This window comes from Aeromicrobium sp. PE09-221 (genome assembly GCF_002174305.1).
Lineage (GTDB): Bacteria > Actinomycetota > Actinomycetes > Propionibacteriales > Nocardioidaceae > Aeromicrobium.
Genome location: NZ_MIJB01000030.1, coordinates 37,006 through 52,231, shown reverse-complemented (window position 1 = coordinate 52,231; position 15,226 = coordinate 37,006). Strand labels below are relative to the sequence as shown.

The 15,226-nt window shown below is 69.5% G+C and carries 14 protein-coding genes; 9 read left to right on the top strand and 5 right to left on the bottom strand.

The genetic code is table 11. The annotated features are described in order from the left end of the window. Nucleotides 1-260: 260 nt before the first annotated feature. Together BHE97_RS16605 and BHE97_RS16600 are read right to left on the bottom strand one after the other, a co-directional pair. Complete coding sequence (locus BHE97_RS16605; protein WP_087625158.1) at nt 261-2,153, bottom strand: acyl-CoA dehydrogenase; 1,893 nt, start codon at nt 2,151-2,153, stop codon at nt 261-263. A 113-nt stretch (nt 2,154-2,266) separates the two neighbouring features. Beyond that, complete coding sequence (locus BHE97_RS16600; protein ID WP_236757751.1) at nt 2,267-3,430, bottom strand: ROK family transcriptional regulator; 1,164 nt, start codon at nt 3,428-3,430, stop codon at nt 2,267-2,269. Between the two features lie 93 nt (nt 3,431-3,523). Between BHE97_RS16600 and BHE97_RS16595 the strand changes: the two genes are divergently transcribed. The 8 genes from BHE97_RS16595 (at nt 3,524) to BHE97_RS20195 (ending at nt 11,709) form a co-directional block, all read left to right on the top strand. Beyond that, entirely contained in the window at nt 3,524-5,020 is a 1,497-nt protein-coding gene (locus tag BHE97_RS16595; RefSeq protein ID WP_201791498.1) for a sugar ABC transporter ATP-binding protein, read from the top strand. Between the two features lie 32 nt (nt 5,021-5,052). Further along, nucleotides 5,053-6,078 (top strand): ABC transporter permease, encoded by a 1,026-nt coding sequence (locus BHE97_RS16590; protein ID WP_201791497.1) that lies wholly within the window; start codon nt 5,053-5,055, stop codon nt 6,076-6,078. Next, a complete protein-coding gene (locus tag BHE97_RS16585; protein ID WP_087625149.1) occupies nt 6,075-7,184 on the top strand; it encodes an ABC transporter permease in 1,110 nt (369 codons plus the stop codon). The genes BHE97_RS16590 and BHE97_RS16585 overlap by 4 nt, the downstream gene beginning before the upstream one ends. Further along, a complete protein-coding gene (locus BHE97_RS16580; protein ID WP_087625148.1) occupies nt 7,184-8,371 on the top strand; it encodes a substrate-binding domain-containing protein in 1,188 nt (395 codons plus the stop codon). The genes BHE97_RS16585 and BHE97_RS16580 overlap by 1 nt, the downstream gene beginning before the upstream one ends. Nucleotides 8,372-8,543: 172 nt before the next feature. Continuing rightward, nucleotides 8,544-9,410: a sugar phosphate isomerase/epimerase family protein gene (locus BHE97_RS16575; RefSeq protein WP_087625147.1), complete on the top strand. Its 867-nt coding sequence runs from the start codon at nt 8,544-8,546 to the stop codon at nt 9,408-9,410. Next, nucleotides 9,407-10,540: a Gfo/Idh/MocA family oxidoreductase gene (locus BHE97_RS16570; protein ID WP_087625146.1), complete on the top strand. Its 1,134-nt coding sequence runs from the start codon at nt 9,407-9,409 to the stop codon at nt 10,538-10,540. The genes BHE97_RS16575 and BHE97_RS16570 overlap by 4 nt, the downstream gene beginning before the upstream one ends. Beyond that, nucleotides 10,537-11,538 carry a sugar phosphate isomerase/epimerase family protein gene (locus BHE97_RS16565; RefSeq protein ID WP_087625145.1) on the top strand — a complete coding sequence of 334 codons (1,002 nt, stop codon included), beginning with the start codon at nt 10,537-10,539 and terminating at the stop codon, nt 11,536-11,538. The genes BHE97_RS16570 and BHE97_RS16565 overlap by 4 nt, the downstream gene beginning before the upstream one ends. 18 nt (nt 11,539-11,556) lie before the next feature. Next, nucleotides 11,557-11,709: a hypothetical protein gene (locus tag BHE97_RS20195; RefSeq protein ID WP_170931470.1), complete on the top strand. Its 153-nt coding sequence runs from the start codon at nt 11,557-11,559 to the stop codon at nt 11,707-11,709. Nucleotides 11,710-11,777: 68 nt separating this feature from the next. On the opposite strand, the gene BHE97_RS16560 is transcribed toward BHE97_RS20195, so the two are convergent. Then, nucleotides 11,778-12,716, bottom strand: coding sequence for a cobalamin biosynthesis protein (locus BHE97_RS16560; RefSeq protein ID WP_087625155.1), 939 nt, complete (start codon nt 12,714-12,716; stop codon nt 11,778-11,780). Nucleotides 12,717-12,745: 29 nt separating this feature from the next. Between BHE97_RS16560 and BHE97_RS16555 the strand changes: the two genes are divergently transcribed. Then, nucleotides 12,746-13,264, top strand: coding sequence for a bifunctional adenosylcobinamide kinase/adenosylcobinamide-phosphate guanylyltransferase (locus BHE97_RS16555; RefSeq protein WP_087625144.1), 519 nt, complete (start codon nt 12,746-12,748; stop codon nt 13,262-13,264). A gap of 181 nt (nt 13,265-13,445) precedes the next feature. Here the strand turns inward: BHE97_RS16555 and cobT are convergent, their stop codons facing one another. Continuing rightward, the gene (gene cobT, locus BHE97_RS16550) at nt 13,446-14,456 is read right to left on the bottom strand and encodes a nicotinate-nucleotide--dimethylbenzimidazole phosphoribosyltransferase (protein ID WP_087625143.1); all 1,011 of its coding nucleotides are present in this window, start codon (nt 14,454-14,456) and stop codon (nt 13,446-13,448) included. Continuing rightward, a complete protein-coding gene (locus BHE97_RS16545) occupies nt 14,453-15,226 on the bottom strand; it encodes a CbtA family protein (protein WP_087625142.1) in 774 nt (257 codons plus the stop codon). Before BHE97_RS16545 ends, cobT begins: the two co-directional genes overlap by 4 nt.

Here is a 15,226-nt window from a genome sequence, read left to right as displayed (position 1 = left end):
GGTCACACTGGTCATGCATTCTGAGCGGATGTGGTTCCGGTCCGGGGCGGAGATTCGGCAGGACTGTGATGAGACACGACCGGTGAGCGAACACCGGTCGGTCAAGCTCCTGATCAGGCCAGCTACTCCGACCGGGCCGGGGCCGGCGACTACGAGCGGACAAGTCGCGGCAAAGGCACGAGGCCAGTCAGGCGAAGGGTCACGCTCACAGCCACCGACCACAGCCCAGCACCATCAGGCTGCGCTGTAAATCCTCACAGTCAGGCGAGCATGGCGGCGTCGAGGGTGTCCTCGGGGACGCCGAAGCCCTCGATCAACAGCTCGGTGTGCGGGCGCAGGTTCGCGAGGAGATGGTTGATCTCGGCGGTCACCGCCTTGGCCCGGTCGTCGCTGATCCGGTTGTGCTCCATGAACCAGGCCTTGTCCTCCTCGATGACACTCAGCGCGTAGAGCGAGCAGACATCGCGCAGCAGGTCGGCGGTCTCCTCGTCCTCGCAGCGTGCGATGCCGGCGGTGAACGCCTCCAGGACGACCCGCTCGATATGGACGCGACCGATCTTCAGCACATGATCCTGGGCGTTGTTGAACATCTCGAAGGCCTCCACCGGGTCGGCGCCGCCCGCATCCTGCAGCCGTCGCGCGGCCGTCTCGATGACGTGCTGCTCGCGATCCTCGAAGAGGTTCAACTGGGTGCCGCGGTCGAGCAGATCGTGCTCGTCGTCGGTTCCCGGCCGGGCGTCGATGAGCCGCTGGATGAGGTTGGCGGCCGCGGTGCGCTCCTTGACGATATCGGCCATCGATGCCGCCGCGAAGCGCACCATTCCCAGGGGATCCAGGCCGTCGACCTCCTTGGCATAGGAGGTCAGCATCTCCTTGGCAACGAGCTGCAGCAGCACGTGGTTGTCGCCCTCGAAGGTCGTGAAGACATCGGTATCGGCCTTGAGCGTCGTGAGCCGGTTCTCCGCGAGATAGCCGGCGCCGCCGCAAGCCTCGCGCGCCTCCTGGATCGCGCGGGTGGCGTGCTCGGTCTGCATCGCCTTCAGGCCGGCGGCGCGGCTCTCCAGTTCCCGCTGGGCGGTGGGGTCAGGGTCGTCCTCGGTCTGGATGCGGTGCATGCGTGCCACCAGCTGGTTCTGGGCGAAGCGGAAGGCATAGGACCGCGCGATGAGCGGCAGCAGCCGACGCTGGTGGACCCGGTAGTCCATCAATACGACCTCGCCGGACGGGCCGTCGAACTGCCGGCGCCGCAGCGCGTAGCGCCCGGCGATGCTCAAGGCCACCTCCGTTGCCGCGCTCGCGGAGCCCCCGACGCTGACCCGCCCGCGCACGAGGGTGCCGATCATCGTGAAGAAGCGCGCACCCTGGCTCTCGATGGGCGAGGAGTAGGTGCCCTGATCATCGACCTGGGCGTAACGATCGAGCAGGTTCTCGCGCGGAATGCGCACCTGGTCGAACATGATCCGCCCGTTGTCGACGCCGCCGAGGCCGCCCTTGTGGCCGCAGTCGGATGTCGTCACTCCTGGCAGGTCATCGCCGTTCTGATCGCGGATCGGGACGACGAAGCAGTGCACACCGTGATCATCACCGAGTGTGACGAGCCGGGCGAAGACTGCCGCCACCCGGGCATGCTCGGCCGCCCCGCCGATGTAGTCCTTGCGCGAGCTCGGTGTGGGCGAGTGCACCACGAACTCGTCGCTTGAGGGATCGTAGGTGGCGGTGGTCTCCAGGCTCTGCACGTCGCTGCCGTGGCCGGTCTCCGTCATCGCGAAGCAGCCGAGGAGCGAGAGGTCGATGATGTCGGGGATCATCGCGTGATGGCGTTCGGTGCCGAGATTCTCGATCGCGCCACCGAACAGCCCCCACTGGACCCCGGCCTTCACCATCAGCGAGAGATCGAACTGCGCGAGCATCTCGATACCGGTGACGGCCGCTCCCGGGTCGCCGGTACCGCCGTTCTCGGTGCGGAATCCGGCAGCGGGCGTCCCTGTGTCGACGAGCTGCTTCAACTGGCCCAGGACCCTCTCGCGGGCTTCGTGCAGGGACAGTGAGTGGTCGTACGCGAGGTCCATCGAGGCGAGCTCGATCCGGCTCTGCTCGCGCACATGGCGCCACTTGCCGTCGAGGGATTTGCGGAGGGCCTGGGGGGAGGTCATGTCTTCACGGTAACGGCGCGGCGAGTGCCCGGCAGCACGATCGCGGCGGTACGTGGTCAACGTCATCGAAGGGGCGATGAGGTTGATGTCGTTCCGCCGCCGAGGGACGGGTGTCAGGAGCTCAGCGCGAGGCTGGCCTCCTCGATCGCCTCGGGGGAGAGGGCGTGAGCGATCGCCATGGCGGCAGCACCGAGCACGCCCGAACGTTCGCCGGTGACCGAGGTGACGATGCGCAGATGCTCGGTGGCGAGCGGCAGCGAACGGGCGTAGACCACCTCGCGGATACCGGCGACGAACTGCTCGCCTGCGGCGGCCAGGGCCCCGCCTACCACCACGACGGAGGGGTTGATGAAGTTGACGATCATCGCCAGGACGCCCCCCAGGTCGCGACCGGCCTGCCGGATGGCGTGGATCGCCTGGAGATCGCCCGAGCGCACCAGCTCGACGAGGCCGGCAGCGCCGTCGACGTCGATCCCGTCCTCACGCAGCGTCCGGGCGAGGGCGGGGCCCGCCGCCACGGCTTCCAGACAGCCGACATTGCCGCAGCGGCAGACCACCTCGGAGGGCCGGCCCACGCGGATGTGCCCGACATCTCCGGCCGTCCCCTGGGCTCCGCGCTGCAGCTCACCACCGGCGATGATGCCGGCGCCGATCCCGGTCGAGACCTTGATGAAGACGAGGTCCTGGGCCTCGGGGAACTGCGCGTGCTGCTCCCCGAGGGCCATGATGTTGACGTCATTGTCCACGAGTACCGGCACCGCGAAGGCCCGTTGGATCCGCGCGGGCACGTCGTACCGGTCCCAGCCGGGCATGATCGGCGGATTGATCGCACGGCCGGTGGAATGCTCGACCGGTCCGGGAAGACCGATGCCGACCGCAGCGAGGTCGGCGAGCGGGCGTCCGGCCCGTCGCAGCAGCGCACGACCCGCATCCTCGACCCAGGAGAGCACCGCCTCGGGACCGTCGGCGATGTCGAGATCGGCACGCTCCTCGGCCAGCAGCTCGCCGGAGAGGTCGGCGACGGCCGCGCGTGCGTGGGTGGCGCCGAGGTCGACTGCGAGCACGACGCGGGCCTGTGGATTGACGGCCAGCAGCGAGGGTGGGCGCCCTCCGGTCGATCGTCCGTCGCCATAGGGGGCGACGAGTCCGAGACGCAGCAGCGTGTCGACCCGGGCGGCGACGGTGGACCGGGCGAGACCGGTGGAGGCCGCCAGCTGGGCGCGGGTCATCGGCCGGTTCTCCCGCTGCAACAGCGCGAACACGTCGCTGGTCTTCACGCGATGATTCAACCACTCCGGCTTCTGAACGTCCAGCAAACATCTTTTACCGAACTCTCGACAAAAGTACGTGTCTTGTGTCACAGTGCTGCTGTGGAACATGAGAACCCGCTGCTGCGCGTGCGCCAGGTCGCCAAGAGCTTCCTGGGCAATCGTGTGCTGCACGGCGCGAGCCTGGACGTGCGCCCGGGCGAGGTCGTGGGCCTCGTCGGCGAGAACGGGGCGGGCAAGTCGACGCTCATGAAGATCCTCGCCGGGGTCCACCAGCCCGATGAGGGCACCATCGAGGTGGACGGCAGCACCGTCTCCTTCGCGCACCCGGTCGAGGCCCAGCGCGCCGGCATCGCCACGGTGTTCCAGGAGTTCAATCTCCTGCCCGAGCGCACGATCGCCGAGAACATCTACCTTGGCCGGGAGCCGCGACGTGGACCCTTCGTCGACGTCGGAGCGATGGAGCGCCAGGCCCGGGAGCTGCTGGAAGGACTCGGCATCACCCGCCTCGATCCACGAACACGCGCACGCAGGCTCTCGGTCGCCGAGCAGCAGATCGTCGAGATCGCCAAAGCCGTCAGTCTCGACGCCCGCGTCATCCAGATGGACGAGCCCACGGCGGCACTGGCCGACCACGAGGTCGCGCTCCTCTACGACATCATCGCCACGCTCACGGCACGCGGTGTGGGCATCGTCTATGTCTCACATCGGCTGCGCGAGGTGCTGGACCTGTGCACGACGGTCACGGTGCTCAAGGACGGTGCCCAGGTCGATACCCGCCCCGCGTCCGAGCTCGACGAGTCCACCCTCGTCCGGCTCATGGTCGGCCGGCCGATGTCCTCCTTCTTCCCCGACCCGGAGCCGGGCACCGTCGTCGGCGAGGTACGGCTCCAGCTGGCCGGCGCGGGCAACGACCACGTCGACGGCATCGACCTGACGCTCCGCGCCGGGGAGATCGTCGGCATCGCCGGGCTTCAGGGGTCAGGCCGCACCGAGCTGCTCGAGGCCGTCTTCGGCATCGAGCCCCTCACCCGCGGGACAGTGTCGATCGGTGGTCGCCCGCAGCGGATCGGCTCGCCGCGCCAGGCGATCCGCGCCGGCCTCGCGCTCGTGACCGAGGATCGCAAGGCGACCGGGCTCGCGCTCAACCAGTCCATCGGGGACAACGCCCTCGGGGTCGTCCGCAGCGTGACACCGGGTCGTACTACGGCGGCACGCGACGAGATCCCCGAGCTGCTGGGCTCCCTCGCGGTGGCGGCGCGATCCCTCGCCCAGGAGGCGCAGTTCCTCTCCGGCGGCAACCAGCAGAAGGTCGTTCTCGCCCGCTGGCTGGTGACCCGGCCCCAGGTGGTGCTGCTCGACGAGCCCACCCGCGGCATCGATGTCGGCGCCAAGCACGCCATCTACGAGGTCATGCGCACCCTCGCGGCGGAGGGCGTCGCCGTGCTCATGGTCTCCAGCGAGCTGCCCGAGGTGATCGGCATGTCGGATCGAATCCTGGTGATGCGCGACGGACGCCTCGCCGGCACACTGCCCGGCGGATCGAGCGAGGAGACCGTCCTCGCCCTCGCCACCGGTGTCAGGGAGGCCGCCTCATGAGCGCCGCGCCCAAGCCGGAGGGAGGACCGAGCATGAGCGAGATGCGGGTGGCGCGATCGCTCAGCTCGACGACGATCGTCTACCTCGTCCTGCTCCTGGCCGTGGTGGTCGGAGCGGGCATCACCGCCTCGCGCGGACGCAATTTCTTCAGCATCGGCAATCTCGACAATGTCTTCACGATGATGACGATCCTGGGGCTCATCGCCGTCGGCCAGACGCTCGTCATCCTCGTCGGCTCGCTCGACCTGTCCGTGCCCTTCGTCGTGAGCCTCAGCAGCGTCACCGCCGGCGGTCTCATGGCCGGGCAGACCGGCCGCATCGTGCCGGCGGTCCTGGTGACCCTGCTGGTGGGTGCCGCGATCGGCCTGGTCAACGGCCTCGTCGTCAGCCGGCTCGCGGTGCACGGCTTCATCGCCACGCTCGGCATGGGCCTGATCCTCTCGGGCTATCTCGCCTCGAACTACCAGGGGAGTCACGGCGAGGCTCCGCGCGCCTTCCGCCTGCTCGATGCGACACGGATCGGCCCCGTGCCCATGGCGACGCTCATCATGCTCACCTTCGCGATGCTGGCGATCCTCCTGCTCCGGCGCACCCGTCTCGGCCACCATCTCTACGCCGTCGGGGGCAATGCCGATATCGCCCGGATGTCCGGTGTCCGCACCACGTCCCCGGTGGTCGCCGCGCATGTCATCTGCTCGATGCTCTCGGCGGTCGCCGGGCTGTTGCTGCTCGCGCGACTCGGGGTCGGGCAGCCGACCGTCGGCGCGCAGGGCAGCTACGACCTCATGTCGATCGCGGCGGTCGTGCTCGGCGGCACGCTGCTCGGTGGCGGCAAGGGCAATGTCGTCGGCACGATCGCCGGCGTCGCGATCTTCGCCGTGCTCGACAACGTCATGGGCGTCATGGAACTGAACCCGTTCCTCAAGGACGTGGTGCGTGGGGTCGTCATCATCGTCGCCGTGGCCGTCTACGCACGGCGTGAGATCGACCGCCGGCCACCGAGATTCGGCGCCGAGCCGCCACCAGGGCAGGCCGCGATCGAGGAGGAGGCCCGATGAGCGAGCGAAGCGAGCGTTCGACGGCGGTGCGCGTCCTCCCGGCGCACGACAGCGATGCGGGCCAGCGGATCCTCACGGCCCTGAGGACACCGGGAGGTGCGGTCTTCGTGCTCGCGGGGCTGCTGCTGATCGCGATCATCGTGTCCAATCCGAACTTCGCCGATCCCGGCTCCCTCATCCGCTTCGCGGGCCGCACCGCGCCGATCGCCATCGCCGCGATGGGCCAGTACTACGTCATCGTCAGTGGCGAGTTCGACCTCTCGATGGCCGCCGTGATCGCCACCCAGGTCGTGGTGGCAGGCAATGTCATCGGACAGGACGAGGCGCTGATCGTGCCCGGTCTCGTGCTCATGCTCGTCATCGGCGCGCTCATCGGGATCGTCAACGGCCTCGCCACGACGCTGCTGAAGGTGCCGAGCTTCATCGTCACGCTCGGCACGATGCTCGCGCTCACCGGACTCGTCCGCTACATCACCGGTGGCGCCGCGACCGGCAATCCGTCCGATGCCTTCCGCAATATCGGCCGCGGGGGCATCCAGGATGTGCCGATCCTCGGCATCATCCCGTACTCGCTGCTGATCTTCCTGGTGCTCGCGACCCTCGCCGCCTGGCTCATGCGCCGCCCCTTCGGCCGCACCCTCGTGGCCGTGGGCGACAACCCCGACGCTGCCCGCTATGCCGGCACCTCGGTGTGGTGGCTCAAGACCCGCGCCTTCGTCATCTCATCGCTGTCGGCCACCGTCGCGGGCATCCTGCTCGTCGGCTACGCGGGCGTGCACCCGTCGGTCGGCTCCGGCTATGAGTTCGCGGCGATCACGGCGGTGGTGGTCGGCGGCGTGGTGCTCGGCGGCGGGCGCGGCTGGGTGCTGTCGGCCGCGGCCGGTGCCTACGCCCTGGAACTGCTGTTCCTGCTGCTGACCTCGCTCGGCGTCCAGTCGACCTGGCGCAACACGGTGCAGGGCGTCATCATCATCGTCGCCGTCGCGCTGGCCGGACGCACCTGGCGAGCCGTCCGACGACCCACCCGCGGCGAACCTGAACCCGCCCCCTCGGCTTCATCACCCCCACCGGCCCCTCCGGGGTCACGACGAACAGGAGACAGCTGATGCGCACGACCATGAAGAGGACGCTCGCGGTGGCGTCGGCGGCGGCCCTCGTGGCGCTGGCCGGTTGCAGCACCGACGAGATCTCCGACACGAACGAGGGCTCGGGGTCCGACGACACCGAGTGGTTCGTCCAAGCCGACTTCGACGAACAGGACGAGCAGCGCGACGCCACCTTCGAGGGCGACCCGGAGACCCCGTGGCTGCAGTACATCGACGGTGACATGACCGACACCTCGGAGTTCGCACGCGATGAGGCCGGCAAGGTGTGCTTCGCCAATGCTTCCATCAGCAACCCGTGGCGGCAGACCGGCTGGATCACGATGCAGCAGCAGCTGCAGGCGCTCCAGGACGAGGGCGTCATCTCCGAGATGGAGACGCGCGACGCCCAGGACTCCGATGACACGCAGATCGCCGATATCGACTACTTCATCAGCGAGGGCAACTGCGATGCCTTCGTCATCTCGCCCAACTCGACCGCCGCGATGACCCCGGCCGTCGAACGGGCCTGCGAGACCGGCAAGCCGGTGGTGGTCTTCGACCGTGGCGTCGAGACCGACTGCCCGACGACCTTCATCCACCCCATCGGTGGCTATGCCTGGGGCATCGACACCGCCAACTTCCTCGTCGAGGAACTCGACGAGGGCGATCGCGTGGTCGCGCTGCGGATCCTGCCCGGTGTCGACGTCTTGGAGACCCGCTGGGCCGCGGCCGAGAAGATCTTCGAGGACAACGGCATCGAGGCCGAGGACCACTTCACCGAGGGCGATCCGGCGACGATCAAGCAGGTCGTGACCGATGCGATCAACCAGGGGGATGTCGACGGCATCTGGATGGACGCCGGTGACGGCGCGGTGGCCGCGATCGAGGCCTTCGAGGACGCCGGGGTCGATTACCCGGTGATGACGGGTGAGGACGAGATGAGCTTCCTGCGCAAGTGGGAGGAGACGGGCCTGACCGGGCTCGCGCCGGTGTACTCGAACTTCCAGTGGCGCACACCGCTGCTCGCGGTCCAGCGGATCTTCGCCGGCGAGGAGGTCCCGACTGAATGGGTCCTGCCGCAGACGCCGATCACCGAGGACGAGCGGGCACAGTACCTGGCGGACAACGAGGGCATGCCCGACGGCCACTACGCCAAGTTCGGTGGCGACGGTCTTCCCGGCTTCCCCGAGGCCTGGCAGGACCGCTGACGAAGGTACCCGTTGAGTGTGGCGTTTGGACGCTCGAATCGGTCGTATCACGATCCAAACGTTCCCCCAAGCACTCCGCAGAGCGGAGGGGGGCACCTCCCGCGAGCGCTAGCGAGTGGGGGAAAGGGCAGTGCCCCCACACTCAACGGGTACTCACAGGAAGGAGAGACCGGTGCGTCCGCTCGGAGTGAACACCTGGGTATGGCTGTCGCCGCTCACCGATGATGACGTCGACCGCGTGCTGGACCACGTGGCCGAGCTCGGATTCGACGCGGTCGAACTGCCGCTGGAGAAGGCCGGCGATCTCTCGCCGGACCGGGTCCGTGCGGCCCTCGACCGCACCGGGTTGATCCCCTGTGTGGTCGGCGCGATGGGCGCAGGGCACGATCTGCTCCGTCCCGAGTATGCGCCGGAGACGCGGGATTACCTGCGCGCCTGTGTCGACTTCGCGGCGACGATCGGTGCGAGCAGTGTGTGCGGGCCTTTCTACTCGGCCACCGGCCGGGTGTGGGCGATGGACCCGGACGAACGACAGCGCGCCTACGGACAATGGCGTGAGGCTCTCGCGCCGGTCGTGGAGCACGCGACCGGCGCGGGTGTCCGCCTCGGCATCGAACCCCTCAACCGCTACGAGACCTCGCTCGTCAACACCGTCGACCAGGCGCTCACCGGCCTCGACGGTCTCCTGGGCCATGGCCTCGGTCTCGCCCTCGATACGTACCACCTCAACATCGAGGAGCGGTCGAGCGCGTCCGCGATCCGGGCTGCCGGTCGACACCTCGTCCACATGCAGGTGTGCGGCAACGACCGCGGCGCACCGGGAGGCGACCAGACCTGGTGGACCGAGATCGTCGGCGCGCTCGACGAAGTCGACTACCGTGGCCCGTTGGTGATCGAGAGCTTCGCCGCCGGCAACCAGACCATCGCCACCGCCGCTTCCATCTGGCGGCCGCTGGCACCGACGCAGGACGACCTCGCCCGGGAGGGCCTGACCTTCCTGCGCGACCTCACCTCATCGAGCACCGGGGGAATCGCATGAACTCCGCACGACCAGAGCTCGGCATCGCCGTCATCGGATACTCCTTCATGGGCAAGGCCCACTCGAACGGGTGGCGCAATGTCGGCGCCTTCTACCCGGGAGGGCCGACGGTCGCCCAGCGGGTGATCGTCGGACGCGACCGGGAGCGGGTCGACGCAGCCGCGCGCCAGTACGGCTGGCAGGAGTCGGCCACCGACTGGCGAGCGGTGCTCGACCGCGCCGATGTCGACGTCGTGGACATCTGCACCCCGGGACATCTACACGAGGAGATCGCGCTGGCGGCGCTCGATGCCGGCAAGCACGTCCTGCTCGAGAAGCCCCTCGCCAATACCCTCGACGAGGCCCGCAAGCTCGCGGCGTCTGCCGCCGCGGCCCGCGACCGGGGCGTGTCATCGATGGTCGCCTTCAACTACCGGCGCATCCCCGCCCTCGCGCTTGCCCGCCGGCTGACCGCCGAGGGCGTGGTGGGCGAGGTGCGGGAGGTGCGGGCCGCCTACCTGCAGGACTGGCTTGCCGACGAGCGGGCGCCGATGGCCTGGCGGCTGCGCCAGGAGCAGGCCGGCTCCGGGGTGCTCGGCGATCTCGGCTCGCACGTGGTCGATCTGCTGCGGTTCACCCTCGGACAGGAGGTGGCGACGGTGAGCGGTCAGCTGCGCACCTTCGTCGACTCGCGCGAGGGGGAGCGGGGCCCCGAGGAGGTCACCGTCGACGACGTCGCCTGGGCACGGCTCGGGCTCAGCGGAGGAGCGATCGCGAGCCTCGAGGTCAGTCGGATGGCCTTCGGCCGCAAGAATGGCCTGACCCTCGAGATCTACGGCTCGCGGGGCGCGCTCAGCTTCGGTCTCGAGCGGCTGAACGAGCTGTGGGTCGACGAGGGCGACGGTGCCCGGCGCGTGCTGGTGACCGAGCCTGATCATCCCTATCTCGATGCCTGGTGGCCGCCGGGGCATGTGCTCGGCTGGGACTCGACGTTCACCACGCAGGCGGCCGAGTTCGTGCACGCGATCGCCGAGGGACGCGAGCCGTCGCCGTCCTTCGAGGACGGCCTGCGGGTGCAGCATGTGCTCGATGCGATCGTCCGCAGCAGCGACCTCCAGCAGACCGTGACCCTCGAAGGAGAGCCGACATGAGCCGTCCGTACACGCTGTTCACCGGTCAGTGGGCCGATCTGACCTTGGAGGAGGTGGCCGAGCTGGCCGCCGGCTGGGGTTATGACGGTCTGGAGATCGCGGTCTCCGGCGAGCATCTCGATGCCTGGCGCTGGGACGATGCCGACTACATCGCGGGCCGCAAGGAGATCCTCGAGCGACACGGACTCGGCTGCTGGGCGATCTCCAACCATCTCAAGGGCCAGGCCGTGTGCGACGACCCGATCGATGAGCGGCACCGCTCGATCGTCGGCCCGCGGGTGTGGGGTGATGGCGATCCCGAGGGCGTGCGCCAGCGCGCGGCCGAGGAACTCAAGCTCACCGCGCGGCTGGCGCGCGTGATGGACGTCGATGTCGTCGTCGGGTTCACCGGATCGTCCATCTGGCAGTACGTCGCGATGTTCCCGCCCGTGCCGGCGAGCACGATCGACGCCGGCTACCAGGACTTTGCCGACCGCTGGAACCCGATCCTCGACGTCTTCGACGAGTGCGGAGTGCGGTTCGCCCACGAGGTGCACCCGTCCGAGATCGCCTACGACCACTGGTCGACGGTTCGCACATTGGAGGCGATCGGCCACCGGGAGGCCTTCGGTCTCAACTGGGATCCGAGCCACATGGTCTGGCAGGGGCTCGACACCGTCTCCTTCATCACCGACTTCGCCGACCGGATCTACCACGTGGACTGCAAGGACACGCGCATGCGGATGGGCAATGGCCGCAACGGCATCCTGTCCTCGCACCTGCCGTGGGGAAACCAGCATCGTGGCTGGGACTTCGTCTCGGCGGGTCGCGGGGACGTGCCCTGGGAGGATGCCTTCCGGGCGCTGGCCCGCATCGGCTACGAGGGCCCCATCTCGGTGGAGTGGGAGGATGCGGGCATGGATCGACTGCGAGGCGCGCCCGAGGCGCTGGAATACCTGCGGCAGTTCGACTTTCTGCCGCCGGAAAGTGCGTTCGACTCCGTCTTCGATCAGGGCTGAGCTTGTTAGCATCGAGACATGATCGGTGTAGGGATCGCCATCGGTGCCGGCATCGGGGCCGTAGTCTTCGCGGCCACGGGTGAGGCCTTCTGGATTGCGGTGGGGCCGGCCTTCGGGGTCATCCTTGGTGTGGTGATGGATGGCTCATCCTCCGGCGAGGACGATGAGTGACCCGTCCCGGGGCGCGGCGGTGAGTCAGCGTCCGTCTCGCATGATCGGTCGGTGAATCCGCGTCCCTTTCAGCCGTCGGATGGACGCCTACGCACCGCCCCGGTCGAAGGGTGGCGCAGCAGGGCGATGGCGGCGGCGGTGAGAGCGGCTCCATGGCCTACCCTGGCGGCGAGCCGCCGAGCCGGGCCGATATCGGCGGGGGTGACGGGACGGCCGTCGCCCATGACCGGCCGGTGTTCGATCCGCTCACCGTACACATTGGTGCCCCCGAGGCGGATCCCGAGCGCGCCCGCGAAGGCCGACTCGACTGGTCCCGCGTTCGGACTCGGATGGCCCGCGGCATCCTCCCGCCAGGCACGGCCGGCCCCGTGTCGATCGGGTCCGGCGGCCATCGCGAGCGCTGCGGCGAGCCGGGCGGGGATCAGATTGGCGATGTCATCGACACGCGCGGCAGGCTTGCCGAAGCGCTCGTAGCGGGCATTGCGGTGGCCGACCATCGCATCGAGGGTGTTGATCGCGCGGTACCCGAGCAGACCGGGCACGCCGGCGACTGCTCCCCAGAACAGCGGGGCGACGACCGCATCGGAGGTGTTCTCGGCGACCGACTCGACCACCGCACGTGCCACCTCGTCCTCGGTCAGCCCGGAGGGGTCGCGGCCGACGAGGTGAGTGAGACGCCGGCGGGCGCCGGGCAGATCGCCGTCGCTGAGGCGCTCCCCGATGACCGATGCCTCGTGATCGAGCGAACGTCCACCCAGCACGGCCCAGGTCGCGAACATCGTTCCGACGAAAGGACCCCGCCGCTCGGCCGCGGTGCCGAGGGCGATCGCGCCGCCCACCAGAACCGCGACGTGCATGCTGCCGCGACTGACCGAGTCGGCGTAGAGGCGTCCTTCGACGGTGCCGGCGACTCGTCCGAACCCCGCCACCGGGTGCCAGCGGCGAGGATCGCCGAGGGCCCGGTCGAGGGCATATCCGGCGAGCAGGCCGGCGGCCCGCGCGATCATCGTGTCCACCACCAGTACGCTGACGAGCCATGAGGACCCTCGTGACCGGCGGTGTGCGCTCGGGCAAGTCGGCGCACGCCGAGTCGTTGCTCGCCGCCGCGCCCGCGGTCGCGTATATCGCTCCCGGCCCGCGCTATGACGATGCCGACTGGGCCGACCGGATCGCCGCCCATCAGCGTCGTCGCCCCGCGCACTGGACGACGGTCGAGGACACCGATCTGCCCCGCGCGCTGGCGGGGGTGTCCGGCGACGCCGTGCTCGTCGACTGTCTCGGCACCTGGCTGACGGCGCGCTTCGATGATCTCGACCTCTGGGAACGGCGTGACTGGCAGCAGCCCTTCGGCGAGATGCTGGAGGCCGCTCTGGCGGCGGTACGTGGTCATGGGGGCGATCTCGTCGTGGTCACCAATGAGGTCGGTCTGGGGGTGGTGCCCGAGCATAGATCCGGGCGCGTCTTCCGCGATGCGCTCGGCTGGACGAACCAGCGCTTCGCCGAGATCTTCGATGACGTCACCCTCGTGATCTCCGGCCGCACCCTCGCCCTCTGACCCCTCGTCCCTCCCGGACGCACGATGTGACTCCATGGTCGCTGGAGCGGCCACGGAGTCACATCGTGTGTCGGTGGTGGGTGGGGCGGACGCGAGATGTGATTCCCGGGCTGCCATGACGACCACCGAGTCATATCCTCCGTCGGGACTGATCCCGACAGAGTCGCGAGGGGGTGGAGGGTCAGAGCTCATCGAGGCGGGCGACCTCGTTCAGCAGCAGAGCGGCCGATCGCAGCAACGGGACCGCGGCGACCGCGCCGCTGCCCTCACCGAGACGCAGGCCGAGGTCGAGCACGGGCACCAGGCCCATCTTGTCCAAGGCGAGCGACTGGGCGGGCTCGGTCGAACGATGACCGGCCACGAACCACGCGCTCGCCCCCGGGCTGAGCCGATCGGCGAGGAGTGCCGCGGCCACCGCGATGAGACCGTCCACCACCACGGGCACCCCGGCCTCGGCCGCCTCCGCCATGAAGCCCGCGGATGCCGCGATATCGGCCGAGCCGAGGGCCGCGAGCAGCCCGCGGGGATCGTCGAGATCCCCGATGCGCGACAGCGCCGTCGCGACCACCTCGGTCTTGTGCACCAGGCCCTCGTCATCAACGCCGGTGCCGCGTCCCGTCACCTCCTCGGCGGGCAGCCCGAGGACCGCCGCGATGAGCGCGGCGGCCGGTGTGGTGTTGCCGATGCCCATGTCACCGCTGATGAGCAGCTGCGCTCCGGCGGCGATCTCCTCCCGCGCGACGGTCCGCCCGATCTCGATGCTCCGCTCCAGTTCCTCGGTCGTCAGTGCGTCCTCGAGGTGCAGTGGACGACTGCTCCGGCGCACCTTGTAGGAGTCGACACCGAGATCGGAGAGATCGGCATCGACCGCGATATCGAGCACCCGCAAGCGCACGCCGTGCTGGCGCGCGAGCACCGCCACCCCGGCCGTGCCCGCGACGAAGGCGCGCACCATCATCGGCGTGATCTCCCGCGGGTACGCCGAGACCGCGTGCTCGGCGACCCCGTGATCCCCCGCGAAGACCACGGCATGGACGCGCTCGGGCGGTTCCGGCGGGACCCGGTCCTGTACGGCCGCCAGCCAGACGCCGAGATCGGCGAGCCGGCCGAGCGCGCCGCGGGGCACCGCGAGAGCGTCGACGTGCTCCGTCGCCGCAGCGCGGGCGGTCGGGGAGGGAGGGGTGATGGTCATGCGGCCACCGCCTTGTGGCTTGTCGTGCGCTGGATCAGGCCGGTGAGCGCGATCGTCAGGACCGCCCAGAGCGTGGCTTGGGTGGCCAGCGCACCCATACGGAAGGAGTACAGCGTGTTGGCGGGGAACTCGTCGGGGACCTCGTCGATCGAGCCGAACACCGCGAAGGCCAACACCGCCACGGCGACGTACCCTGCGACGGGAAGGACCACCGCGACCCAGAGCGAACCGCGCCGGGCGAGTGTCCGCGCCAGCGCCACTGCCCCGCACGCGGCCACGACCGAGACGATGACGAAGGAGAAGTAGACGGCAGTGCGCTCGCCGATCGTCTCGCCGTTGCCCGTGGCCGGGGGATTCGGCGGGTAGGCGATCCACGGGACGAGCGCGAAGGACACGAAGCCGACCGCGGCGACGATGGTGGTGGAGCCGACGATGCCGAGCCGCCCAAGGCGTCCGGCCGCGACGGCGGCACCGATGCCGACGAGCCCGCCGATGACGGTGCTCAGCGCGATCGTGGCGGTGGCGAGGCCCGGGCCGGCCTGCTGGCCACGGGTGATTCCGCCCTCCTCGTCACCATGGGAGTGGCCTCCGGCCGTGTCTTCCTCGCCGTGGGCGTGGGAGTGGCCCTGCTCGCCGGCCTGGCCCTCCTCGACGGCGATGGCGGCGTCGATGGGCGGCTCGCCGATGGTCGCGGCGACCGCGAAGGCCGCGATGCCGGCCAGCAGGCCGGCGATGAGGCCATGGATCAGGAAGGTGCGTGCATCAGTCAT